Origin of the sequence: Haloferula rosea (genome assembly GCF_016595525.1) — a bacterium.
GTDB classification, from domain to species: domain Bacteria; phylum Verrucomicrobiota; class Verrucomicrobiia; order Verrucomicrobiales; family Akkermansiaceae; genus Haloferula; species Haloferula rosea.
The window spans coordinates 1-25,630 of the sequence record NZ_JAENII010000022.1 but is presented as its reverse complement, the minus strand read 5'-3'; the positions used below and the strand labels follow the sequence as shown (position 1 = coordinate 25,630).

The following is a 25,630-nucleotide window of genomic DNA, read 5'->3' as shown; positions in this document are numbered from 1 at the left end:
ACATCCGACTTGGCACCCTGTCCCCCCCTACAACACGCAGCCCCCCAAACCCGTTAGACCCACCAACCACTTTCCGGCCTCACCCTAAGGAAGCGCTCCGATGCTCCGAGGGACGCCGGCCGATCCACTTCTTGAAGGTGGTCGAGAACGTGAAGGGGTTGCGATAGCCGACTTCGCGGGCGACGGATTCGATCTTGTCCTCGGTCGTGGCCAATAGATGACTGGCCTTCTGCATCCGCAGGAAGATGACATGCTGGAGCGGCGATCGGCCGATCTCGCGGATGGTGATCCGTCTCAGGTGCTCCCGGCTCATGGTGGCAATTTCAGCCATCTTGGAAATGTTCCATGGATGAGCGAGGTCCGCCTCGATGACCTGCCAGAGTCGCCACAACCGCTCATCGCCCTGACTGGGTTGGGCGAAGGACAGCACGTAGTTGTGGATCAGATCGATCCACAGCTGGATCTGAGCAGGCGTGACTTGCTTCCGCGACGCCTCCGCATGCAGTCCCTGAACCGCCCTCACGAGAACTTCCGCCGGGAACGGACCTTTCACCGGCGACTTCGCCGAAAGGATCGGGAGCCGACCGGGCGTCTCGAGGTAGCGAACCCAGCCGTAAGTCCACGGCACCTCAGAGGCTCCATCCATCCGAACCGGGTCGACCGCACGAATGGCGTTTTCGACGAATGGTGGAAGCAAACAGGCTTCACCGGCCTGGATCGGTGTCCAGCGTCCATCGATCAACACCTCTCCCCTGCCACTGGAGCAGGCGAACATGAAGGTGCCCGTCTGATGGCTGCGGACCACCTTGAATGGATGCACCGCATCGATCACCCCGACGTGGGCAATATCCATCTGGCTGAGCTGCGGACACACCGGTGCCGGCTCAAGCCATACGCGCTGCTCATCCTGCGAGGCCTTCACCGCGATCACCTCGCTGCCACCCAGCTCATGCGTCTCGTCCATGTGGCGCCCACCCTAGGCAAAAAATGGGCATTCTCAATAGATACAGGTGCATTTTCGCGATTCAATGAAGTTTGCGCCTTCTGCCAGTGGGCATTTTTCTAAGTTCATGAAAAACCCAAAGACCCACCCCGGGGACACTCGCCGCGCAAAGATCTGCCCAATTCACGGTGCGAAGGATGCTCGGCCGCAGCCCGGTGAAGGTTTTGGTCCGTCGACGGAGTATTGATCTGGCCCACGAGAGCCTTTAGAGGATCGAACCCTGCGTTTTGTCAGAATACCGCGCATACCCATTCCTCGGATCACCACCGGATCTTCAAACCCAATTTCCGAACCCAGTACCTACCCACTTTCCACCCATTACCATCATGGTCAGACACTACGGCATGTTCCAATTCAACGAAGGCGTCACCGACGAGCAGATCGACGAATGCTTCCGGGAGATGAAGGCAATGGTCGGGCAAATCCCCGGCCTGCTCGACATGGAGCACGGTCCATACGAAAGCGACGAAGGATTGAACGAGGATTTCACCCACGGCTTCATCATGACCTTCGATACTCCCGAGAGCCGCGATCGATACCTCCCCCACCCGGTGCATGAGCAAGTGAAAGACCTCGTCGTGCCGCGGTTGAAACGGGTCGTCGTCTTTGATTTCAAAACCGATCCCAGCTGATGATGCCCGGAAAACAACTCATCGCACTTGCCTCAGCCGGACTTTGTCTGATCGGACAAGTCAGCGCGCAGGAGCAATCCACACCGCCCGGCAAACACGTGGTGTTTCTGGCAGGCCAGGATTCCCACGGCTGGGGAGCACACAAGCACTTCGCCGGCAGCATCCTCCTCTCGGAGGCGCTTCCCGAAGGGGCGCCCCATGTCACCACCCAGATGATCCGCACGTGGCCCGATGCGGAGACCCTCAAAAAGGCGGATGCATTGGTCATCTACGCCGACGGATGGAACCAGCATCCGGCCAACGGACATCTCGACGAACTCAAGTCGTTCATGGATTCCGGAAAGGGTCTGGTGGCCATCCACTGGGCAACCGGAATCGGAGTCCCTCCTCGGAGCACCGGTGCCCAGCAGGAGCGCCCGGAGCGGATCGCGTGGCGGCAACTACTCGGCGCCGACTTCGAACCGTTCTACTCGATCAGCAATTTCTACACGGCCGACTTCAAGAACCCCTCGGATCATCCGGTCATGAATGGCGTCCCACCATTCAAGCTTCATGACGAGTGCTACTTCCACCTGCGTGAGTCGGAAGCCGGAAACGGGAAGCTGGAAGCGGTGCTGCCCGTGCATCCACCGGCACACACGATTGAAAAAGGACGCTCTCCCTTCCGCGGAAACGACGTCGCAAGGGCGGCCCTCGAAAAGAAGGAAGAGCAGTACTGCGCGTGGACCTATGAACGCAGCAACGGTGGTCGGGCATTCGGCTTCACCGGGGGGCACTTCCACTGGAACTGGGCACGCGACGAGGTGCGCAAAATGGTCCTGAATGGCATCCTCTGGTCCGCCGGTGGTGAGGTTCCCGAGCACGGGGTGAACACCCCCACCCCGAAGGCCGCGCAGATGCTTGCCAACATGAATATCCCGAATCCGGGGTGGACCGAGGACGCCCTGCAAACGGCTCTCGATCTGGCTCAATTCGGCTTCTCACCGGCGTGGGGCAGGCATTCCAATGGGCCGTTGCAGATCGACGCCGCGCCACAGATCGAGTCGCTCTTCGATGGAGAATCGCTCGATGGCTGGAACAGCACCAATGGAGTCTGGCGCGTCGAGGATGGCGCCATCACCGCAGGGTCCCATGAGAAGAAATTTCCGCGCAATGAATTCATCAGCACCGAGAAGAGTTACTCGAATTTCGAGCTGAAGCTGAAGATCAAGTGCACGGGCGACCCGAAGACCGGCCTCATCAATAGCGGCATCCAGATCCGGAGCGCACGGCTTGAGAATGGCAGGATGGCCGGCTACCAGGTGGACTGCGGCGACAAATGGTTTGGCAAGATCTACGATGAACATCGTCGCGCCCTCATCTATCCCAAGCCGATCGACGAAGCCGCCCTCATGGAGGGCATCGATGTGTTCGGCTGGAATGAATACCGAATCCTCGCCGATGGCCCGCGGATCCAGGTGTGGATCAATGGCATCAAGGCAAGCGACTACACCGAAACGAACCCACTCATCCCGCTCGATGGACTGATCGCCCCCCAGATTCATTCAGGCGGCAAGGTGATCGTCCAGTTCAAGGATGTCTGGATCCGCGAGCTACCCCCGACACCGGATGCGCCCACGTGGGAGTCACTGGGTGGTGTGGCCGAAGCACTGAAGAAGGTGAAGAAACCACGGAAGCCCGCAGCCAGGAAGAAGCCGAAACCAGCACCTCCTGCCGAGAAGCCCGACAAGGACACGAGCCAGAACGAAAATGAGAATGGCGCTCTCCCCGCCAGTGAACAGCTCAAGCGCTTCAAGCTTGCCGAGGGATACGAGATCGAACTCGTTGCTCAGGAAAGCGACGGCATCGGCAAATTCGTATCCGTTTACTTCGACCAACGCGGTCGGATGTGGACGCAAACCGCGCTCGAATACCCGGTCGATGGCAACGAGAACCCGGCCGCCGCCAAGGCGCTGTATGAACGTCAAGGCAAGGACAAGGTTCTGGTCTACCCCCGCGAATCCCTCACATCGATTCCAGAAGGCGGCCTGACCCAACCCACCGTCTTTGCCGATGGCCTTGCAATCCCCCTCGGCCTCCTGCCATGGGGCGATGGAGATTCCGCCTACGTCCTTCACGGGCCCGACCTGCTTCTCCTCACCGACACCGACCAGGATGGACGGGCGGACCAACGCGAAGTCATCCTCACCGGGCTTGGCGTGCAGGACAGCCACCTGCTTCCCCACCAGTTTACCCGCGCTCCCGGAGACTGGATCTGGATGGCTCAGGGGCTCTTCAACAACAGCGCGGTCAAGAAGCCCGGCAGCGATGAAAGCATCAAGTGGCCGAAGTGCTCGATGGCGCGGATGAAACCGGACGGCAGCGAGTTCGAGGTGACCAGCACGGGCCCGAACAACATCTGGGGACTCGTCCTGACCGGAGAAGGCAAAACCTTCATCCAGGAGGCGAACGACTACGGCTACCCCGCCATGCCGTTCCACGAGTACGCCTACTACCCCGGAGGGATGAAGGCATTCCGGAAAAGCTATCAACCTTCCTTCCCGCCCACCACAGACTTCCGCATGGGTGGCACCGGCTTGAGCGGCCTCGCACTGCTGGAAAACGGCCCGCTGCAGAACAAGCAGGCAGACCTCAACATGCTCGTCGCCAATCCGATCACCTCCAAAGTCCAGACCCTCGGGATGCAGCGCGACGGCGCCTACTGGTCGCTGGATCAACTCGACGATCTGGTCACCTGCGACGACCCATTCTTCCGCCCCGTCGCCATGACCCAGGGCCCAGACGGCCACCTCTACATCGTCGACTGGTACAACAAGATCATTTCACACAACGAGGTCCCCCGGAATCACCCTGAACGGGACAAGACACGTGGCCGGATCTGGCGCGTGAAGTCCGCATCTAACAATACTCTCTCCGACATCCCCGATTTCACCGCTCTGGGGAGTCCGGAACTCGTCGATATGCTTGGGAAGGAACCCACCGCCCGTGCCCATCTCGCCTGGCAGACGCTTGCCGACCGGAACGATCCGAAGGTCGCGAAAACGCTCGAAGACGAACTCAAGAACGGAAACATGTCCAACGCCCGAGCCATCCAGAGCCTATGGGTGCTTGGTGAAAAGGCGACCGAGGTTGGTGGCGAGTTGCTCTCGTCACAGAGTGCCGATGTCCGCCACGAGCTGGCCCGTCACGTTCGGTTCGCCCCGACCCTGCTCGAGGATCCTGATCGTGAGGTCCGCTTTGCCGCGATCACCACCTTGGGCCGACAGCTCGACGAAGACACCGACGAGCGTCTCCATCAGTTGCTTGCTTCAGTGAAGCCAGCCATCCAGGGCGAAGAGACGAACGATTCACGGACCGGACAGCCGATTCCAGTGGGCGAGGCGTATGATCGCGAGTTCGAGCGCTTCCTGATCCGCTTCTTCCTTGAACGCCATCCGGATCCGCTCAGCACCTTCCTCGACTCAAAGCGTGCCAACGATCTATCGCTGGAGGCGCGCATCCTCGCATCCCTGGCCCTGCCACCCGCACAGAGCGCCCGTCGCATCGCCAAGCTCCTGCCGCAACTCGACCGCAGTCCCAATGCCGAAGAACTCTTTCGCATCGCGGAGTTTCCAAATGCTCCAGGTTGCAGCGAGGCCCTCGCCGCACTCCTGTCAAAAAAGGAGTCCCAGACGATGGTTGCCGAGCAACTGCTGACCCAGAAAACGCGGCTCGACCCAGCGAAAATCGCGCCCCTCCTGACCACTGCCGCCCGCTCCCTCTTGGCGGGAGATGAATCCAGCCGCCTCATCGGACTCGAACTCTCCGGCGCCTATGAACTGAAGGAACTCGAGCCTGACATCCTCACCGCGCTCGGGAAACCATCGGCATCGACGGCCGAGCGTCTCGCCACTCTGACCACCCTCCGCCAACTCCGCACCGGCGAGATCCAGACATTCATCCGTCTGGTGACATCGGAAGAGGAAGACGCAGCCATCCGCGAGGCCGCCCTCGGCGTCCTGACCGCATCGCGAGCCCCCGAAGCCGCCACCCGATTGCTCGAGCTCTATCCCGAGCTAGACCTGACCCGGAGGAAGCTGGTGCTCAAGGGCCTCTCTTCCTCGAAGCACGGGGCACGCACCCTTGTCTCCGCACTAAAATCCGGGCGACTGGCTGCCGACGACATCGACTCCGCCAACGCGGAACGCCTTGCCGCCGTCCTCGCGAACGACCCGTTGCTCAGCGATCTGGAGTCGGCCTTGGGCCACATCTTCGGAGAAGTTCTCACCCTCAACGGCAAACCCACCGCCCATGCGGACCCGGACATCAATCTCACCGGACCATTCACCGTCGAGAGTTGGATCCGACTCGCCCCCGGGATTGACCACAAAGACAGCCTGCTGGGTGCAAAAGGAGTCGCCGATTTCAATTTCCACAACTCCACCCTGCACCTCTGGGCTGGATCCGGGCACGGCGATGTCGCGGTCGCCAATCAACCCATGGCTCCAGACCTCTGGACCCACGTGGCCATCACCCGCAATGCGGAGGGCGAGTTCAGGATCTATCTCGATGGTGAACTGGATGGGGTTGGCAGGAAGAAAAGCACCACCGATTTTCCCGGACTCAGGATTGGCACCTCCACTCATCCAAGAGGAGGGACCCAAGCCAGCTTTGCCGAGTATCGCATCTGGAATCGGGAGCGCAGTGCTGCAGAGATTCGGCAGAACTTCGACCGCGGTTTCAGTTCAGCCCCCGCTCCGGATGGACTCGTGTTCCAAGGTTCAGGCACGAATTGGGGCAAGCTTGGTGCAGGAGCGGCAATCATCAAAACCACCGACCTGCCGCCCCTGCTGACCCTTGAACAGGCGGCTGCCCTCGACGCCAAGTTCGACAAGTACATGAAGCTTGGCCGGAACGGCGGTGACCCCGAGAAAGGCAAGCTCCTGTCGGCACTCTGCACCTCGTGCCACGTCATCGATGGCCAGGGTGGACAAATCGGACCCGAACTGAGCGGAGCCAGCGAGATGGGACTCGAGGCCGTGCTGAGGAACATCCTGACGCCGAACGCAGCGATGGAATCCGGCTATCGGATCTTCCGCGTCGAAATGAAGAGCGGAGAAATCATCGATGCCTTCTTCGTCAGCGAAGACAAGAAGGCCGTCGTCATCCGCGAGATCGGACTCCCCGACCGGAGGATTCCGCGCAGCGAGATCGCCGCCACCACCTTCATTCGCCGGAGTCTGATGCCGGAAGGACTGCTCGACGCACTGTCTGATGAGCAAGCTGCGGATCTTCTCGCCTACCTGATGAACGATGGCAAATCTGAGTCCACCAAGGACCAGTGAACCGAAAACCACCTGCTCAAGATCCCCCTTGAACCGGTGGAAGCCCGGAAACCACCGAAGCCCGGAAACGGATCGATTAAAGTTCTTGATTTAGTCCAGAACTGAGGAATCCTCGTCCCTCGGAAGATGGAAGCAGAGAAGGCGCTCAGATCCCACGGATTGGCAGTCACCGCACAGCGGCTGGCGGTTCTGCGTGCCGTCGCAGACACACCCCATGCCACCGCTGACCAGGTCGCGGAGATCGCTCGGAAGCAGATCGGAGCGATTTCGAAACAGGCGGTCTATGATGCCTTGCGGATCCTTGCCGAAAAGGGACTGGTTCGCCGCGTGCAACCTGCCGGCTCCCCCGCCCTCTACGAGGACCGCACAGGAGACAACCACCATCACCTCATCTGCCGGACCTGCGGCAAGACGGTGGACGTGGATTGTGCCATCGGCGACACGCCCTGTCTGAGCGCGGCCGACGACATGGGTTTCCTCATCGACGAGGCCGAGGTCATCTACTGGGGCACCTGCCCCGACTGCAGACAGAAGACCTGACGACTCAGGTCACCCCCCTTCACTCCGTTTCCAGCTTCCGAATCGACAACCCACCACATCACATACAACCCCACGAAACCATGTCAGAAGAATCGAAATGCCCATTCGGCCACAGTTCCGCAACAGCAGGCGCTGGAACCAGCAACGAAGACTGGTGGCCCAACCGACTGAAGATCGAACTCTTGACCCAGCACTCGTCCAAGTCCGACCCCATGGGAGGAGAGTTCGACTATGCCAAAGAGTTCAAGAGCCTCGACTACGAGGCACTGAAGAGCGACCTAGCGGCCCTGATGACCGATTCGCAGGACTGGTGGCCGGCTGACTTCGGCCACTACGGCCCTCTGTTCATCCGCATGACTTGGCACAGCGCCGGAACCTACCGGATTCAGGACGGCCGCGGTGGAGGTGGTCGGGGCCAACAACGCTTCGCCCCCCTCAACAGCTGGCCTGACAACGGCAACCTCGACAAGGCCCGTCGCCTCCTCTGGCCGATCAAACAGAAGTATGGCAGCAAGATCTCATGGGCCGACCTCCTGATTCTGGCAGGTAACGTCGCGCTCGAAACCATGGGCTTCAAGACCTTCGGGTTCGGTGGTGGCCGGCCGGACACTTGGGAGCCTGATCAGGATGTCTACTGGGGTCGCGAGACGACCTGGCTCGCCGGCGATGTCCGCTACGAAAAAGGTTCCGAAGGCGTGCAAGGTGATGGCGTGACCGTGACCGATGACAAGGCGGATGGCAGCATTCACACACGCGATCTCGAGAACCCCTTGGCTGCGGTGCAGATGGGACTGATCTACGTCAACCCCGAGGGCCCGGACGGCAACCCGGACCCGCAGAAAGCGGCCTACGACATCCGGGACACCTTCGCCCGGATGGCGATGAACGACGAAGAGACCGTCGCCTTGATCGCCGGGGGTCACACCTTCGGGAAAACCCACGGCGCCGGACCGGCCGACCACGTCGGAGCCGACCCGGAGGCAGCTCCTCTGGAAGAACAGGGCTTTGGTTGGAAGAGCAGCTACGGAAGCGGCAAGGCAGGAGACGCGATCACGAGTGGACTCGAGGTGACCTGGACTCAAACGCCCGCCCAGTGGAGCAACTACTACTTCGAAAACCTCTTCAACTACGAGTGGGAGCTCACCAAGAGCCCCGCCGGAGCCCACCAGTGGGTCGCGAAGGATGCGGATGACATCATTCCCCACGCCCACGATCCTTCCAAGAAGCAGAAGCCCACGATGCTCACCACCGACATCGCCCTGCGCGTCGATCCGATCTATGAAAAGATCTCCCGCCGTTTTCTTGAGAATCCCGATGAGTTCGCAGATGCCTTCGCACGCGCATGGTTCAAGCTGACCCACCGGGACATGGGGCCGAAGTCACGCTACCTCGGACCTGAAGTGCCCGACGAAGATTTGATCTGGCAGGATCCGGTACCGACGGTCGACCACCCCTTGATTGACAAGGCCGATGAAGCCACCCTCAAAGGACGGATCCTGGATTCCGGGCTGAGCATCTCACAACTCGTCTCCACCGCATGGGCATCCGCGTCAACCTTCCGCGGCTCCGACAAACGCGGAGGCGCCAATGGAGCACGCATCCGACTGGCTCCCCAGAAAGACTGGGAAGTCAACAAGCCCTCCCAGCTCTCTCACGTACTGGAGATCCTGGAAGCCATCCAGAACGACTTCAACAATGCACAAGGCGATGGAAAGAAGGTGTCCCTTGCCGATCTGATCGTTCTAGGTGGCTGCGCTGCCATTGAAAAAGCCGCAGCAGATGGAGGTCACCAGGTTGAGGTCCCCTTCCGACCCGGCCGCACGGATGCCTCCGCAGAGGAAACCGACGCCGAGTCTTTCGATGTCCTCGAGCCTCACGCCGACGGCTTCAGGAACTACCTCCGAGGTCGCTACGCCGTGCCAGCGGAGGCGATGCTGGTCGACCAGGCGCAGCTGCTCACTCTGACTCCGACCGAGTTGACCGTCTTGGTCGGCGGCATGCGCGTTCTCGATACGAATGCCGATGGATCGAAGCATGGTGTCCTCACCAACCGCACCGAAGTCCTCACCAACGACTTCTTCGTCAACCTGCTCAGCATGGATACCGAGTGGAAACAGGTTTCTCCATGCGGCAATGCCTTCGCTGCGATCGACCGGAAGAGCGGCGAGTCCAAATGGTCGGGAACCCGTGTCGACCTCGTCTTCGGTTCCAACTCGATCCTGCGGGCGCAAGCGGAAGTGTATGCCTGTGCCGACAGCGAGGCGAAGTTCGTCCACGACTTCGTCGATGCATGGACCAAGGTGATGGAACTCGATCGCTTCGACCTCCACCATTGATCGCGATCGACTAGATCCGACCGAATTCAAGACATCCCGTCCCGCAGCCGCGTGTCGGGATGTTTTGTATCAAGGAGCGGCAGACACCCCCGCCCCTCCACAAAAAACGGCTCCGGGAAATCCCGGAGCCGCTTGCTGAAATACTTGTTGGAGCAGTCGCTGATTACAGCGCCATGTCCTTGAGCTTCTTGAGAGGACGGATCTTCACCACGGTCGTCGCAGGCTTGGCCTTGAACATGACTTCTTCCTTGGTGAATGGGTTGATGCCCTTGCGAGCCTTCACAGCCGGCTTGCGCACGGTCGTGATCTTCATCATGCCTGGGAGGACGAACTCACCCACAGCACGTTTCTTGATGTGACCTTCGATCACTCCGCCAAGGCTTTCGAGCACTGCAGCCACTTGCTTGCGGCTGAGTTCGGTGTCTTCTGCGATTTGGTCGAGGATCTGAGTCTTCGTGTAGCGTTCCTTAGCGGTTTTCATTGCCATGCGCGTTAGATCTGCGAACTGAAGCCCCTTGTCAAGCGATCCTAACTGAGTTTTCGATAAAAAACCCCTAGAAAACAAGGCTCAAACGCTCGCGGGAACTTCGTGAGGCCCAGGCAGTTTTTGGAATAGATTCATAATTCTAAAAACAACCAGAACAAGAGCCCGCTGAACCCCAGACGAGTGGAGCGCCACCTTCGAAATTCTAAATTTTCCATGGTTTGGTGACCGGATGCAGCGGGCGTCCTGTCCGACGTCTCCCAGTGCGGAAAATCAGCGAATTTCCTTACTCTTCGTCCACCGTCTCGTCGCGCTGGTAAATCGGCAGCTGCCGATGAGGCACCGTGAAAGCGAGTACCATCATGCTTGTCCCGTAGATCTTCCCCGCCTCGCGACTGTCCCAAAATCCATCGGGCTTCTGCTTCTCAAGGTAGGTTTCATACATCCACGGCGCGAACTCGCTCCAGTAGTTGCCCCCCAGTTGGAACAGCCCTTGGGCATTGTAGTAGATCCCGTAGATCTCGAACTGACTGTCAGGGAGCCCCCGGTAGGTCTTCATCACATAGTCGGCGGCCAACTTCGTTTCGTCCGTCCCATGCCGACCACAGAGCTCCAGACAGAGGAGCCCCATTCCGGTCAGGGATTTGGCGTGGTCGCTCCGTCCGGTGTAGCCGAAGCTTCCGGTCTTCGGATCCTGATGACGCTCCAGGTAGGCCACGGCGTCCTCGATCGCCTTGTCGGGTACCGCGGCTCCGTTGAGCTTGGCCGAGCGTAGCGCCATCAGGGCCCAGCCACTGCACGAGGTATCGCTATCGCGCGACCCGGGGTGATACCGCCACCCACCCCGATGATTTTCGGACTTGTTGACCTGTTGGGCGCGGTAGATCAGCGCCAGGGCCTTCGGCAGGGCACGATTGATCCGTGACTGACGGTCCGGGTCCACCATGCCACTCGCTTCGGACAGGAACAGGGTGGCGATGTTGTGCGCATACATGGGTCCGCTGCCGGCATTCCCCTTCTCGAACAACCCGTCGTCCCTCTGATTGGCCAGCACGAAATCCAGACTCCGGTTGATTGCCTCGGCGTAGGGCCCTTCGGTCGGCAGGTGCCCTTTTGATAAGAACGCCATCCCGACGAGCGCCGGAATCCCGGTCGAGTCTCCGTAGCGCTCGGGAAACGAACCGTCATCCCGCTGAACCCTCGCAAGGGCATCGAGGGCCCGTTCCACGGCCGGGTCCACCCGCTCCTGCCACGCAGCGAACACCTCATCGGCCGGACCCTGAGCTACGACAAACGACGTAGTCAGGGCAATCGCCGCCAGCACCTGTGTCTTGATCATGCTTAGCCGGTTCATTTCGCCATGTTCTGAAAGTAGTCCTTCACCAACTCACGGTAGTCCTCTGGAACCACCCCCGCCTCTCCCGCACCCACATCCGACTGCAGGGTCGCCTGGATCTTCTCCCAGTCACTCGCGCTCACCCCAAGCTTGGCCAGTTCCTCAGGCACACCCGGGTCCGCTTGCGGTTGCCTTTCTTCGCCGGATGGATCCTCGCCCGCCTGATCGCCCGGCATCGCCGCCATGCCCTGCGGTGGCCCCGGTGGTCCCGGCTGCGGTTTGCCCTGCATCGCGGAACGGGCACCCTCCGCAGCTTCCGACAGGGCCTCGGCGGCTGCCGCTGCATTCGCCGCCGCCTGCGCCGGGTCCGTTGAAGCCTTGGCTTCGCTCGCCTCCTGAAAGGCTTGCGCCATCGCCGCGGCGTCCACCGGAGCCTGGTTGGAGGATGAATCCTTCTGGGCCAGTTTCTCCGCCTTTTCAGCCCCCTTGCTGGAAGCCTTGGCGAGGGATTCAGCCGCCTTCTGCAGCGCTTCGCTCGCCTCCCCATGAGACTGTGCCGCTTCACCGGACTGACCTTGGGCGGACTGCTCAGCAGCTTCCGCCGCCTCACGGCTTCCCTGTGCGGCAGCCTGCTTCGCCGAATCGAGCGATGATCCGGCCATGTCGGTCATCGCCGCGACCTCGTCGGAGAACTCCTGCGCTTCCATGGCCTGCATCGCTTGCAACTGCTGCATTGCCTTCCCCACATCCCCCTCGGCCAAGGCCTGCGCTGCTTCGGCAACCGCCTGCTGACGCTCTCCCAATTCGTCAAGCGCGGTCCCCATGGCTGCGGCCTCTGTTGCCTGCTGCTGCGCGGCCTCACCGGGTTCTGCAGATTCACCTGCAACTTCCATGGCCTCCTCCGCCGCCGCCTCGAGCGCCGCCTGGGCTTGCGCGGTCTCACCCGCCGCTGCCTCCAAGTCACCCTGCTCAAGGGCAGCACTTGCTTGCTGGGTCTCGGCAACGGATTCCGGCAGGACGTCGGCCAGAGGACTGAGCTCCTGCCTGGCCTCGGCAAGCAACTCGCCCACCTCCTCGGAAATCCCCGCCTGCGCTTCCGCCAGCATCTCGCCCAACTCGTCGGCGGCGGATCCTTCGCCCCCGGCTTGGGCTTCCTCCAGGGCCTCAGCCGCTTCCTCCAAATTCCCTTCCGCCAGCGCCTCGGCCGCGTCGGCCAGCTTCTCCTGTCGCGCCATCTGCTCCTCCGATGCAGCAGCCTCGGAACTCCCGTCCGAGGAAGGCTCCGCTGGGCGTTCAGAATCCTCGGCGGATGCCGTGCCTTTCTCTGCCTCTCTATCAGCCACCGCTTCATCGGCAGCTCCTTCATCGGCAGCTCCTTCATCGGCAGCTCCTTCATCGGCAGCTCCTTCATCGGCAGCTCCTTCTTCGGCAGCTCCTTCTTCGGCAGCTCCTTCTTCGGCAGCTCCTTCTTCGGCAGCTCCTTCATCCGCCGACGCCATCATCGCATCCGCGGCTTCCCGAGTGGCTTCCGCGGCCTGTTGCTCGCTTTGCTCTTTCGAAGCCAGTGCTTCCGCGGCCTCTTCCATCCGCTCGATCACTTCCTGCTTCGACCCGTCCGGCTGACTTCCTTCCGCTTCTTCAGTCGCTGCTTCGCGCACCTCCTCCGCCAATTCGTTCTGGGCCTCGGCGATCGCCTCACGCAGGGATTCCGCGTCAGGCGTTTGAGCACTCTCCGACACCATTTCCTCGAGTTGCGCCTGCTCCTCGGCCAGATGCTCCCCTTCCTCAGCCAACTCCGCCGCCCGTTCGGACTGCGCCTTCAGCGCCTCGGCCATCGCTTCCGGACGCTGCTCCAGTTGTGACCTCAATTCAGCTGCCATCTGCTCCTGCTCCCGCTGCCAATCCTCCGACACCGTTTCTTCATTCATCGCCTCCGCCTTCCGCGCCAGTTCCTCCTGGCGCTGGGCCAATTCCTCCACCCGGGCAAGATCCTCCACCTGAGGACGCGCCTTCTCCAGTGAACGTCGTACTTCCTCCATCTGCTTCACCGCCTCACGGGCCGCGGCCACCGCCTCGTCCAGCTTCTCCTTCCGCTCCGGCCGGTCATCCTGGAGGGGCACTTCCTCAAATGCCTCCAAGGCCTCGGCAACCTTGGCCGCAGCCTCTTCGACATTGGACGATTCCTTCGCGTGAATTCCCTCCTCCATCCGCTTGGCCAGTTCCTCGAGCTTCTCCTCCGCCGCGGTGAGCTTCTCGGTGGTTTCCTCGCTGAGCTGCTCCGCCCAGCGATTCTCCTCGGCCTTCTCCAGATGACCGCGATTCTGATGCATCATCTGCTCCGCCTCGCGCGTCTCCTGCATGGCCTCCTCCAGCGTCTTGCGCGCATCTTCCCCCGCCGCGCGCAGTTCCTGGCGCGCCAGCGACTCAGCCCCCTGGTCCACTTTCACCAAAAGCCAGTCCGAATATCCCCGGCCCGGTCCACCCGCTTCCTCCGGGCGGGCATCCGCCGCCATCACCCGCAGGCGAAACTGCCGCGCTCCCTTCGACTGCTCGAGCACCACACCCACCGAGACCGACGCCGCACCGCGGAATCGCGGAATCCCCGTGCTCGCGATCGGTTCAGGCAGCCACTGCTCCAAACCGAAGCCCCCCTTGCCTTTCACATCGACCATCACCTCCACTGCATGGACCCCGAAGTCCTCCGCCACCTCGTATCGCAGATCCAAAACTTCATCCGGCCTCACCCGAATCTCGTCGCGTGCCGGTTGCAGCAATACCACCACCGGCACTTCGTCTGCCAGCGTGACCACGTCGAATCGAAGCGCCTCGATTTCCTTCCCCAAGCGATGCTTCACCACCAGCCCGACGCTCTCACGACCGACTTCGCCCAGCGTCCACCCCGCCTTCACCCACGACCGCTCGGCAGAAACCTCCAAGCCTGCTTCCACCCGACTGCCATCGCCCATTTCGATCCAGGCCTCCGTCACCGGTGTATTGAGCATGCCCTCCACCGTCAGCACCGTCCCGACGACCGCTTCGAGCGGACCCTGCAGACCATGACTCGCCGGTGCCAGATCCGTGTAGCCGGGAAACTCAAGCGTTCTCGAACCCTCCATCATCCGAGGCGTCGGCCACACGGTTGCCTGGAAGGCATCGCTCTCCGCACGACCGGATCGCGCCCGATATCGGAAACTCTCCCGTGCGGGTTCGAGCCGATACACCCATTCGTCGCCATCCTCGACCATCGCTTGCACCACCGACTCACCGGACGCCAACTCCAACTCCATCTCAGGCACACCATCGTGGATCACCCGGATCTCAATCGCTTCACCCTCCAACACCTCGAGACCTTCCGGCCGCAGGACGAACTCCACGGCACCCGCGTTGCCGACATCCGACAGCGGAGCCACCGCGCGCCACATCAGCCGAGCCGCCTGCTGCGGCATCGCGATCAGAAAGCCAAGCATCACGATGACACAAGCCGCCACCACCCAGCGCCATCTCTTGGTTGAACTCCCCGCCGTGACTTCCGCCTTCGGATCCACACGGTCGGCATCCGCATCCGCCGCTTCCAGCAGCATGGTGATCAACTCACGGGACGCCCGCTTGTCATCCCGCAGCTCAAGCGCGGTGCTCAGGCGCTCCTCGATCTCCGGATGGCGATGCTCCAGCCACCGCGCGATTCGGATGAGGTCCAGTTTCTTGAATGAGGGCCCCAAGCCACGGACCAATGCCCACAGGACGGCAAGCATCCACACCCCGAGGATGCCGAAGCGAACGCCCATGGGAAGCGGAGCGAACAACAGGTCGATCCCGATCGAAACCAGCCAGCCCAAAAGCACCACGGCAAGAACCAGCAGCATCCCGCGGGTCCGTTGGACCCGACGAATTCTCCGCCGCACCGATTGGAGCCGCGCCTCGATTGCTGAACGATTGGTTTGAGTCATTCCGATGATGTCTTGATTTCCTTTCGCCCGCTACGGCAGGCCGCTACTCCGCCGCAGTCCCCATTCGATACCCAGTAACACAAAAAAGACGGACAGCACCACCCAGTGATTCCACAGCGGGGTTTCGCGCAGCTCCTCGCGCTCCTCCACCTCTCCCAGAAACAGCTGCCCGAGCTCCGACACCCCATCCGCGCGAACCACCCGCCCTCCGGAAAGATCCGCCATGGTCTCCAACAGTGGCAGGTTCAGACTGGTGTCGGCCAGCTCGACCGGCCCTCTGGATCCCACCACCCGAATCCCGGTTTCAATCTCACCATCCGACAACTCATCCACCTTCTCCCCCTTCAATCGCACCTCGTAGCGCCCGCCCTCCGCGATCTTCGCCGCCCGGCCTTCATAGAATCCCGTCGCCCCCGTCACCCCGACCATTTCAACCGTCTGGATCAGCTCATCGCCCCGCCACAGTTCCGCCGCCAAGGACTCATCCTCCACCGGATTCATCGCGTCATCACGCAGCCTTGCCCGCACGACCACCGCGTCATCCGGCGTATACGTCAGTTGATCGGTTCCTAGCCGCACCTTCGAGTCCCCCGCGCGCAGCACCGGCCCCGCTCCCCACCGGATCAGATTCCCCCAGAAACGATGATGATAGACATCCCCGGATCCCTCACGCCAACGCCATGTCCGGTCGGTCAATAGCAGAGCCACCTTCCCCAGACCGGTTTGTCGCACCACCAGCAGTGAGTCCTCGGCCTCACGCATCCGTCGCTCCGCCAGATCCTCCAGCGCCGAGGCCAATCCACGGGCCCCCGGAGCCATCGTCCGGTCATCCCCCCGGCCCACCAACAGCACTTCGGACCCTTCCTTGAGCGATTCCACTGGATGGCGCCATCGCATCACCGGGAAACCCGCCCACACTTCTTCGTTCCCTGCCTGCTCGTTCTCCTGCTGCGTGATCGGATGCCTCAAGCCCCGCGGAGTCAACTGCGCCCGGAACTCTCCGCCACCCCACTGATAGAAGGTGCGCTCACCCCAATCCATCTCGGCCGGCACCAAGCTTCTGCCGGTCTCGGAGGCAATGGAATGCGGCATGAACTCCGGACCCGACACCATGACCAGCAAGGCCCCGCGCTCGTTCACACAGCGATCGATCACCTCCCAGGTTTCATCCGACACCTCCTGCGGGGAAACGTCACCGAGGATGATCACATCGAATTTCCTCCATTCCTCCTCGCTCTCGGGGAGCCCCGTCGCCTGGGCATCACCGAATGGCCGCGAGGCGGAAGCCGGCACCTTCCTGACCTCCTCACCCTCGATCCGGTCCGGGTTCAACAGCGCCCACTGCAGGTGCACCGACTTGTCGCGACCGTAGAACAAATTCCTGAGGTAGCGGAACTCCCAACGCGGATGATTGTCGATCAGAAGCACGTTGGTCCGCGCATCCGTGATCGAGGTTTCGAAGCTCCACTCGTTGTTGTCAGAGAACCGCTCCCCGGTGAGACCACTGATCTCCACCTTGAAGTCTCCAATCCCGCCCTCGGGCACTTGGGCAAACCGCACATCCTCCCGGTGATGATCCTGCGGGATCTCAACCTCCTGCACCTCTAGTATTTCCTCGCCCCGGAGCAGCGAAACGATCGCCTTCTTCCCCTTGTAGCCATCGAACTTCAACGACGCCTGCACCCGCATCCGGTCACCGAGATGCACCGCTTCCGGAGCCACCACGGAGAGGATCGAGGCATCCCGCGGCGGCACCTCGCTCCCCACGGCCAGCACCCCGATCGGTGCATCCAGAATCCCGAACCTCCTCGCCGAGTCCTCCACTCGTCCCGGTCGGTTGTGACGCCCGTCCGTGACCATGATCACTCCGGCCAACTCATCCGGAGGCACCTGCTCGAGCACCGTATCCAGCGCACCCGCCAGATCCGTCGACTGCCCCCACCCGGCGGCCGGATCACCATCCTCCACCGTACGCGCTGCCCGCACCGTCCGGACCCTGAGACCTTCCTTCAGCTGATCTTCAATCCCCGCCGCTTCCACCGCATTCCTACCAAGCTCGATCCGGCTCATCGGCATGCCTTCATCGACCAGATCCATCGACCCGGATTCATCATAAACGATGACCACCTCACGCCGGATCTCCAACTGCTCCATGCGCACCCAGGTCGGCTCCAGGATGATCCACCCCAGCGCCAGCAATGCAGCAATCCGCAGCCCCAGCAGGACCCGCGCCCGGCCTACCGCGACGGCCGACTGCTCGTAGCGATAAAGCCACGCGATCAGCCCGACGATCAACCCAAGACAAGCCGCCACCATCCACAAGGGCCAGTCCTTGGAGACCTGCAGGACCTGTGAAAGCCCCATCAAACCGAGCCAGCCCAACACTGCCGACACGACCACCCAGATCAGAGCGCGCTTCATCGATGCCCCCCTCCCCACACGGTGGTTTCACCAAACTCGACATGCACATCCTCCGCAGTCCGCCTCGATCGCGACACCCAGCGGGAAAGCACACTTTCCAACAGAAACAGAACCAGTCCGGCGAGCGCCAGCAACCGCCAGATCCCCCGACCAAAACCGCGCCCCTCCCAGACGGCGCGGACGTCGTCGACCGATCCCACCCGCACCAGATCAATCCGCCCCGATACCAAGGACAGGTCGTCGTCGGTCATCGCCTCGAACCGACTCTCGTCCGGACTCGCTTCCACCGCCACCGGTAGGGATCCACCCTCCCAGTCAGGCAGCCAGCGCGCTCCCAGTTCGCCGACATCGACCCGGTAGATTCCGGGCATCGCGGCACCCTGGATGACCAGGGCGCTGCCTCTCCCCGATTGCTCGAGATGGGCTGCACGTGGCACCCCCTGCGGGTCCACCACTCCCAGCGTCGACATTTCCCCGCTGCTCTCCGGCAGAAATGCCGTTCCCGGCACCAGCGAGCGCACCCCACCCGGAGGAATCCAGAACAGCCGCACGAATGCCTCCCCGCTCTCTTCCCGATACCGCGCCGAGAACGGCACCGGTTCACCCGCCTCCAACTTGAACTCACCCAATCCGTGACGACCGAGCGAGACCCGCTTGCGGCCGGCATCGCCAAGCACCATCTCGAAATCATCATCCACCTCGACCTCGAACCGGTAGGTCCCGGTCACCGGAGCCACCAAACGCCCGCGCCACTCGACGGAGAACTGATCGCGCGGGAGATTCCGCGCGGGAGACTGGTCGCCCCAGTCGAAATCAATGGCCGGGTCCACCCGCTCGACCGCGACCTGCTTCCCCTTTGCCTTCACGTAGCTCGCCCTCAAGCCACCCCGCGATTCACCCACCGCCACCCGCGGGCTCCATGCGGAATCCAGGTTCAGATCGACCTCATCCCCAGCCGCCCAGGTCACCCACTCATGCACCAGCGGCACGAATGACCGACGCGCCGGAAGATTTCCCGAGCGCGCATCCAGCGCACACGCCACCAACAAACTACGACCCCTGCCGTAACTCCTCGAAGCCACCCACGTATCGCCATTGGCCAGTGACGCACCGCGCGCCGCGCCCTCGACCGGATCACCGGTCGACCGCCAGCGACGCACCAGCCCATCCTCGAGGTCACTCCGGGTCCGGAACAACTCGAGCGACTCATGCACGAAGGTCGCCGAGGCGGGAGAAACCCCGTCGGCACTCACTTTCTCATCGCCCAGGGGCACCGGCACGACCGCACCACCGCCGCCGTCCCACGCATTGTAGAAATCCGGTTCACATCGTGGGCCCGCCACAATCACCAAACCCGCACCATCCAGCACCCGGCGGGACAACTCACCGGCCAGACCCGCTGGCAATCTTGGGACATCCGCCAACACCACCACATCCCGCCCCTCCAGATCGGCCGCCTTCAATCGGCTCACGGGAATCACCTCCGGGTCCATCAGATCCACACCGTCCACGCCACCTCCCATCTGCTTCGGAGCAAGGGCCAGCGCCATGTATCCCGTGGCACGGTCCAGGAAGTCCCCGGAAGGGTTCCCATCCACCAGGAGAACCGACAGGGACCGACGCACCACCGCCACGCGCTCGACACGATCGTCACCCGGCAGGTCGTCATCCACCGCCATCCGCGCCGTGACCACCGCCGGCCCCGACTGGCGGAACCGATGACGAAACTCCACCGTCTCGACCTGCCCAGCGACCAGCAGTCCGACCGGTTGACCGTCCACCTTCTTGCCATCGACTTCGAGGATCACCTCGCCCGCCGTGACCGCCTCCGAGCCGGTATTCTCGATCGGCACGCGAATCGCCACCGCGCGGTCGGTTCCCACGACTTCCCGGGAAAACTCCATCCCGCCCAACATCAGGTTCCGGAACGGACTGGGCCCGCCAAGATTCCGCAGAAGCAGCTTCGGCTCGGTCGGCAGCGCCTCCCATGCCCCCTCCAGACTCTCCCACGCGCCGGGATTCTCCAGCCGCCAGCCATGCCGCTGGGCATCCGTGAATACCACGATCTCCTTGGCCGCATTCGTGCCATCCGCCAATCCCAGCGTCGCCACCCCGAGTGCCTCGTGCGCGCGGAAGGTGCCACCCACCGGCTTGAGACCGTCGAGAAGACCGAGCACATCCGCACGGTGGGTCAGAGGAGTGGCCGACACCGCCACAGGAGCCGGACCGCCAAGAACCACGGTGAATGCCGTACCTCGCGGAGCATCCCGCACGAGATCCCGCGCCTCCTCGATCGCCCTTTCGAAAACCGTCTGCCCATCCCGTCGCAACTCCATCGAGGATGAGGCATCGATGACCAGAGCCACATCGCGCCGGCCCGTCGCCTCGAAACGCTTGAGGTTCAGCACCTCCTCGAACCACACCAAGCCCGCCGCACCGAGAAGGAGAAGCAGGCCACCCAGCCGGATCATCCACCGCCACTTGCCGCTCGAGACCACGAATGACCCCGCCACCAAGGCCACCCCGAGCAAGCCGGCGGGAAGCACGAACATCCACGGAATCCGCGAGTCGGGTGGCACAAAGGGCCGCGCCACCGCCAGCGCCACCAAGGCGAGCAAAAGACAGCGCGCCGCCATCAACAGCAGATCTTCCCACTCCATCTTCCGCCGCCGGATCGCCACCGTGTCGAAGAGGAATCGCATCGCCCCCCAGTCGACCGGCTTCGCCGCCTGCTTGCGCACCAGATGGATCAGGACCGGGATCGAAATCCCCGCCAAGCCAAGCAGCATCCATGGACTCAAAAACAGCATCTATCGTCGCCCTCCGAAATACCGCAGCAAGGTGTCCTGCAGCGGAACCTTCGTGTTCACCGCCACATAGTCCGCCTGCATGCGGCCACACGCCCCCTCGATCGTCCGGATGAAACCACGGAGCCGTTCGAGATATGCCGCCCGCACCGCCTGCGGATCGATCCGGAGCATCTCCTCCACCCCCTCGAGATCCCGGAACCGTTGGAACTTCTTATACGGAAAACTCAGCTCCTCCTCGGCCAGCAGATGAAAGACCACCAACTCATGCTGGCGGAAGTCAAAGTGGTGGAGCGCCTCGACGATCTTGTCCGGCTCATCGAACAAGTCGCTGATCAGGACCACCAGCCCACGCTTGGGAACCTTCTCCGCCACCTCGTGCAGCACTCCACCCACGTCGGTATCCAATCCCTCCTCGCACCCATCCAGCTCTTCCAGGATCCGCCGGACCTGACTCGGCCGGCTCTGCGCACGGTGAAAGGACCGCAGCTGATCATCGAAAGTCACCAGACCCGCAGCATCCCCCTGCTTCACGAAGAAATACGCCAAGGCCGCCGCCAGATGACGGGCATACTCGAACTTCGAAAGCCGCTTGCCGCCCACCTCACACGCGGCATCACCCGTGAACTTCATCGACCCCGATGCGTCCACCGCAATCATCGCCCGGAGGTTGGTTTCCTCCACATACTGGCGGATCACATTGCGATCGCTCTTCGCCATCACCCGCCAGTCGAGATTCCTCGGGTCATCCCCGGGAGCATACTCGCGATGCTCCGCGAACTCGACCGAGGCTCCCTTGTCCGGTGACCGATGCCTGCCCGTCAGCGTCCCCTGTTTTCGTTTGCGCGCATACCATTCCAGGCGACGGAGTACTCCCATCGTCTCCGGTGGGAGCAGCCGCATGCAGGCCGGCATTTCCAGGGACTCACTCATCACGGTCGCTCATGGGGCCCCACAGCATCGCAGCGGATTTCAAAGCTCGATGTCCTCTCCACCCGAAAGCTCCTTCAACAAGCGATCGATGATCTGATCGCTGGTCACCCCCGCCGCTTCGGCATTGAAAGTCGTCAAGACCCGGTGCCTCAGCACCGGCTTGGCCACCGCGGCCACATCACCCGTCGATGCATGGAACCTCCCCCGCAGCACCGCGTGCGCCTTTGCCGCCGTGATCAGGCTGATGCCCGCACGAGGGCCCGCCCCCCATCCGACCATCTCCTTCACAAAGTCCGGCGCCTCACCTTCCTGCGGCCGCGTCGCCCGGGCGATCCGCGCCGCAAAGTCGATCACATGGTCGCCCACCGGCACCCGCTTGACCACCTCCTGAAGCCGAATGATCTCCTCCGCATTCATCCGCGGTTGGACCTGGGACACCTCCGCACTGGTCACCCGACGGATGATCTCCCGCTCCTCCTCGGCGCTTGGATAGCTGACCACGATGTTGAACAGAAACCGGTCCAGCTGTGCCTCAGGAAGCGGGTAGGTCCCCTCCTGCTCGATCGGGTTCTGCGTCGCCAGCACGAAGAATGGCTGAGGCAGATCCAGCGATCGATCTCCCACCGTCACCTGCCTCTCCTGCATCGCCTCCAACAAGGCCGCCTGGGTCTTCGGCGGTGTGCGGTTGATCTCATCCGCCAGCACCAGATTGGAAAAAAGCGGGCCATGAACGAACCGGAACCCGCGGTGCCCCGTCTCCGGATCCACTTCCAGCACATCCGTGCCCGTGATGTCCGCCGGCATCAGGTCCGGAGTGAACTGGATCCGCTTGAATCCCAGCTCCAGCGACTTCGACAGAGTCGAAACCAGCAGCGTTTTCGCCAGTCCCGGCACCCCGACCAACAGCGCGTGCCCCTTGCAGAACACCGCCATCAGTGCCTGCTCGACCACTTCTTCCTGCCCCACGATGACCTGACCGATCTCGGCCTTCATCGTCTCGTAAACCTCGTGCAGCTTCTCCACTGCTTCTCGATCGCCACTCATGCTTCCATGCGCTACGCCGCCGATCCGCGCCAGCTTGCAACAGAACGCAAATCACCCTCACTTGGGCTCCGACCGACCCGGACCGATCCGACCTTCGAACCGATCTCGCCCCCCGGAGCCCCCATGCCATGGGCAGTTCCCGCGCCTCGCCCCCACCCATGCGAGGCCTGCGGGATCTCCCTCCTCAGAATGCCCAGCTCACCGAGGCATAGCCGAAGCGACCCGCATTCGGGATCCGCTGGCCGATGCCGACGTCGCTGGCCGCCACCCGGTTGATGCCGCCCAGGTGATCGGCGTATTCCTTGTCGAGGAGGTTCTCGACCCCGGCCTCCACCCGCACACCATGGGGAAACTCGCGGGCCAGACGAAAGTGGAACACCCCATAGCCCGGAGTCGTCGGTTCATTCTGGATGCGGGACACCCGGTTCTGGGCATCGGCCCACTCGCACTCCAGCGCAGCTTCCCAGCCAGCATGCTCGTAGTCGAGCGCCACCAGACCACGCAGTGGAGCGATGCGATAGAGAGGGTCACCCGTCGCAGTGTCGCATCCGCGAACCCAGCTCGCATTGGCACGGAAGTCCAATCGCTCATGCAGTTGGACCTCAAACTCCACCTCGGCTCCATAGAGCTCGGCCCTGTTGATGTTCTGGAACTGAAGGACAGGTTGACCGAACCGGTCGAAACGGGCAATCGGCCGCCCCTCGATGTAGTCATCCACGATCTGATAGAAGGGAGTCAGGGACGCACTCCACGATTCCCGCTCATGATGAATCCCAAGCGCAAACTGCCACGCACTCTCCGGATCCAGCGCGGTGTTGCCAAGATACGTGCGACCGTCGGCAAGCCCGGCACTGGCATTCGCCGGAGTCCACAAATAGCGCTCCACCAATGACGGTGCACGATTCTTCAATCCGACCGCCAACTCCAGTCGAGTGTCCTCGCGAAACTGCCAGCGCAGCGCCGCCATCACATCGACGAGCAGATCGGAATCGGTTCTCTTGCCCGCATTGAAGGCCGCTTGATCCGCAGCCACCGCCGGCCCTCCGAACTGGGATCGGACCGCCCCGGCCCGGGTTTGCACATAATCGCTCCGAACACCGAACAAGCCTTCCCAGTCATCCGCCCATTCATACTCCCATTCACCAAACCAACCATAGCGTTCCCGCCGGTTGTCACGGAACGTATCGCGACGAAGCCCCATGGCATTCACCTGCTCGGCTTCGAACTCCGCGCGATGAAGATCAAGCCCGGAACGCAGCAACCCACCCGCGAGGTCCATCTCAATGTGACTGGCGATACCGTAGTCTCGGCTCGCCGCAGGTGCCTGCATCCTCATCGCCGCAGGGCGCAGCGTGAAGTTGTCCATCAAGTGATCGACATCGTGCACGTAAAGGCGCGTTTCCCACAGGCCCCAGTCGAAACGTTCCCTCTGATGCACTCCGAGGTGCCACGAATCATCGCGGACCATGTCCATCGGCAAGGCCGGCGTGCCTGCATCGCGGCTGCGTGAGAACCCCGTGTCGACCGAGATGAATCCGCCATCAGTGCGCCATGATCCGATCCAGGTATGACGCTGGGTTTCGAAACCACTGGCGCGCACCGTCCCTCCGGGGAAACGAAGATCCCCTGCGTTGATCCAGCTGCCCCGGTATTCACCGCGGAGATCCTCGGTCGCGGCAAACAGCCGGGCGTCCGCGCCCCACGCCTCCCGATCCCCTCGAAACGAGCCCATGAGCTCCCCACCCACGAGTCCGGTGTTCTCGGCGGCAAAGTCCGGTTCAGGGCGAAGCAGCCGGATCGTCCCCGCAATCGAGTCCCCACCCGCGCTGACCGGCGAGACCCCCGCGAAGAGCTCGACCAGATCGCCTGAAGCCACATGCGCATAGTGCAACGGTGGATCCATATGGTTCGGACACGCTGGAGTGATCGTCCGGTCATCGATCTTGATCCGCACGCGGTCCCCGCCGAGCCCGCGGATCTGGGCGATGCCGGATTGTGGACCATTGCGCATGACCGCGACACCGGGCAGCCCACGGAGAAGGTCACCACCGTCGGCAGCAGCCGGGCCACCGCCGGTCACTTCACGCCCGCCACTGGTCCAGCGCGTTTCTTCGTCAAGCGCGTCGACCGTCAGCGGATCAAGCGTGCCTTGCAGGGATTGCGCCGTCACCGAAGATGTCGAAACGACGGTGATGGCTGTCAGTTGAGAGAGAGTTCTGAATGGATTCATGTTCGAAAAATGGGAAAGTGTTGGATTGAAGGTTGGGTTGGAGAAAGGCCCCACCGAACCAAGGCGGAGAGGGACCAGCGCGCATCATCCGCGAGCGAGGGCGGCAAAAGGCCCCATCGCAGCGTAAGCCAGAGTCCCCACACGCCGACCCATCCGCGCATTGCGGAGGCACAGGGAACGCCCAGACATGCACGGGCCGGGAGGACGATGGCTCGATGCGCTCAGGCGCGCCCTTCCGGTGGCGGAGTCTCGGGATCCTCTCCCAAGCCCTCCGGTCGCATCGCGCCCCCGGAGATTCGACCAAGCCACGCGAGCACCTTGATTCCCGGCCGGGGCATCTCGATCGGGTCGGTGACACGGATCGACTGCCCGAGCGCTTCGGCGGCACGACGCCGCTCGTCGCCAGCCGGCAGTGCCGGTGCTGGATCATCATGCTCCATCTCACGGACCTGAAGGCACAGACCACAGGGCCTCTCCCCGCTGAAAGTATCCGTCACCCCTTGAAGCAAGCCATCCTCCACCGAGTAGCTGACCAGCATGCTGGCCCACGCCACCGTCTGGAGAATCGCGATCGGGCCACCAAGAAGGTGCAT

13 protein-coding genes and 1 pseudogene are annotated in these 25,630 nt (G+C 62.4%); 4 read left to right on the top strand and 10 right to left on the bottom strand.

The features are described from left to right. Nucleotides 1-79: 79 nt before the first annotated feature. Nucleotides 80-964, bottom strand: a complete 885-nt coding sequence (locus tag JIN81_RS18200) for an AraC family transcriptional regulator (RefSeq protein WP_234045441.1) — start codon at nt 962-964, stop codon at nt 80-82. A gap of 365 nt (nt 965-1,329) precedes the next feature. Here JIN81_RS18200 and JIN81_RS18190 point away from each other — a divergent pair, with 365 nt between their 5' ends. From JIN81_RS18190 to katG, 4 genes are all read left to right on the top strand, one after another. After that, complete coding sequence (locus JIN81_RS18190) at nt 1,330-1,635, top strand: Dabb family protein (protein ID WP_200283345.1); 306 nt, start codon at nt 1,330-1,332, stop codon at nt 1,633-1,635. Then, complete coding sequence (locus tag JIN81_RS18185; protein WP_200283342.1) at nt 1,635-6,959, top strand: PVC-type heme-binding CxxCH protein; 5,325 nt, start codon at nt 1,635-1,637, stop codon at nt 6,957-6,959. Before JIN81_RS18190 ends, JIN81_RS18185 begins: the two co-directional genes overlap by 1 nt. A gap of 126 nt (nt 6,960-7,085) precedes the next feature. Beyond that, the gene (locus JIN81_RS18180) at nt 7,086-7,499 is read left to right on the top strand and encodes a Fur family transcriptional regulator (protein ID WP_200283339.1); all 414 of its coding nucleotides are present in this window, start codon (nt 7,086-7,088) and stop codon (nt 7,497-7,499) included. A gap of 80 nt (nt 7,500-7,579) precedes the next feature. Continuing rightward, nucleotides 7,580-9,835, top strand: coding sequence for a catalase/peroxidase HPI (katG, locus tag JIN81_RS18175; RefSeq protein WP_200283334.1), 2,256 nt, complete (start codon nt 7,580-7,582; stop codon nt 9,833-9,835). Between the two features lie 163 nt (nt 9,836-9,998). Here katG and JIN81_RS18170 read toward each other — a convergent pair whose 3' ends face one another. The 9 genes and pseudogenes from JIN81_RS18170 to JIN81_RS18130 all read right to left on the bottom strand — a co-directional run. Further along, complete coding sequence (locus JIN81_RS18170; protein WP_234045438.1) at nt 9,999-10,316, bottom strand: HU family DNA-binding protein; 318 nt, start codon at nt 10,314-10,316, stop codon at nt 9,999-10,001. A 289-nt stretch (nt 10,317-10,605) separates the two neighbouring features. Then, on the bottom strand, nt 10,606-11,673 hold the full coding sequence (locus JIN81_RS18165; protein ID WP_234045437.1) for a prenyltransferase/squalene oxidase repeat-containing protein: 1,068 nt from the start codon (nt 11,671-11,673) through the stop codon (nt 10,606-10,608). Then, nucleotides 11,670-15,518, bottom strand: a complete 3,849-nt coding sequence (locus tag JIN81_RS18160; RefSeq protein ID WP_200283326.1) for a hypothetical protein — start codon at nt 15,516-15,518, stop codon at nt 11,670-11,672. The genes JIN81_RS18165 and JIN81_RS18160 overlap by 4 nt, the downstream gene beginning before the upstream one ends. Before the next feature lie 114 nt (nt 15,519-15,632). Then, nucleotides 15,633-18,023, bottom strand: coding sequence for a vWA domain-containing protein (locus tag JIN81_RS18155; protein ID WP_200283323.1), 2,391 nt, complete (start codon nt 18,021-18,023; stop codon nt 15,633-15,635). Then, nucleotides 18,020-20,833: a PA14 domain-containing protein gene (locus JIN81_RS18150; protein ID WP_200283320.1), complete on the bottom strand. Its 2,814-nt coding sequence runs from the start codon at nt 20,831-20,833 to the stop codon at nt 18,020-18,022. The genes JIN81_RS18155 and JIN81_RS18150 overlap by 4 nt, the downstream gene beginning before the upstream one ends. Then, entirely contained in the window at nt 20,834-21,763 is a 930-nt protein-coding gene (locus JIN81_RS18145) for a DUF58 domain-containing protein (RefSeq protein ID WP_200283318.1), read from the bottom strand. Nucleotides 21,764-21,802: 39 nt separating this feature from the next. Beyond that, the gene (locus JIN81_RS18140; protein WP_200283316.1) at nt 21,803-22,807 is read right to left on the bottom strand and encodes an AAA family ATPase; all 1,005 of its coding nucleotides are present in this window, start codon (nt 22,805-22,807) and stop codon (nt 21,803-21,805) included. A gap of 184 nt (nt 22,808-22,991) precedes the next feature. Further along, on the bottom strand, nt 22,992-25,037 hold the full coding sequence (locus JIN81_RS18135) for a TonB-dependent receptor (RefSeq protein ID WP_200283314.1): 2,046 nt from the start codon (nt 25,035-25,037) through the stop codon (nt 22,992-22,994). Between the two features lie 221 nt (nt 25,038-25,258). Next, a pseudogene (locus tag JIN81_RS18130) lies at nt 25,259-25,630 on the bottom strand (hypothetical protein); the annotation flags it as partial.

What these genes read in the sequence shown, in the direction of transcription:
- JIN81_RS18170 (WP_234045438.1), bottom strand. Translation starts at nt 10,316, where the DNA reads ATGAAAACCGCTAAGGAACGCTACACGAAGACTCAGATCCTCGACCAA.
- JIN81_RS18140 (WP_200283316.1), bottom strand. Translation starts at nt 22,807, where the DNA reads ATGAGTGGCGATCGAGAAGCAGTGGAGAAGCTGCACGAGGTTTACGAG.
- JIN81_RS18200 (WP_234045441.1), bottom strand. Translation starts at nt 964, where the DNA reads ATGGACGAGACGCATGAGCTGGGTGGCAGCGAGGTGATCGCGGTGAAG.
- JIN81_RS18190 (WP_200283345.1), top strand. Translation starts at nt 1,330, where the DNA reads ATGGTCAGACACTACGGCATGTTCCAATTCAACGAAGGCGTCACCGAC.
- JIN81_RS18160 (WP_200283326.1), bottom strand. Translation starts at nt 15,518, where the DNA reads ATGCTGCTGGTTCTTGCCGTGGTGCTTTTGGGCTGGCTGGTTTCGATC.
- katG (WP_200283334.1), top strand. Translation starts at nt 7,580, where the DNA reads ATGTCAGAAGAATCGAAATGCCCATTCGGCCACAGTTCCGCAACAGCA.
- JIN81_RS18150 (WP_200283320.1), bottom strand. Translation starts at nt 20,833, where the DNA reads ATGCTGTTTTTGAGTCCATGGATGCTGCTTGGCTTGGCGGGGATTTCG.
- JIN81_RS18180 (WP_200283339.1), top strand. Translation starts at nt 7,086, where the DNA reads ATGGAAGCAGAGAAGGCGCTCAGATCCCACGGATTGGCAGTCACCGCA.
- JIN81_RS18165 (WP_234045437.1), bottom strand. Translation starts at nt 11,673, where the DNA reads ATGAACCGGCTAAGCATGATCAAGACACAGGTGCTGGCGGCGATTGCC.
- JIN81_RS18185 (WP_200283342.1), top strand. Translation starts at nt 1,635, where the DNA reads ATGATGCCCGGAAAACAACTCATCGCACTTGCCTCAGCCGGACTTTGT.
- JIN81_RS18155 (WP_200283323.1), bottom strand. Translation starts at nt 18,023, where the DNA reads ATGAAGCGCGCTCTGATCTGGGTGGTCGTGTCGGCAGTGTTGGGCTGG.
- JIN81_RS18145 (WP_200283318.1), bottom strand. Translation starts at nt 21,763, where the DNA reads ATGAGTGAGTCCCTGGAAATGCCGGCCTGCATGCGGCTGCTCCCACCG.
- JIN81_RS18135 (WP_200283314.1), bottom strand. Translation starts at nt 25,037, where the DNA reads ATGAATCCATTCAGAACTCTCTCTCAACTGACAGCCATCACCGTCGTT.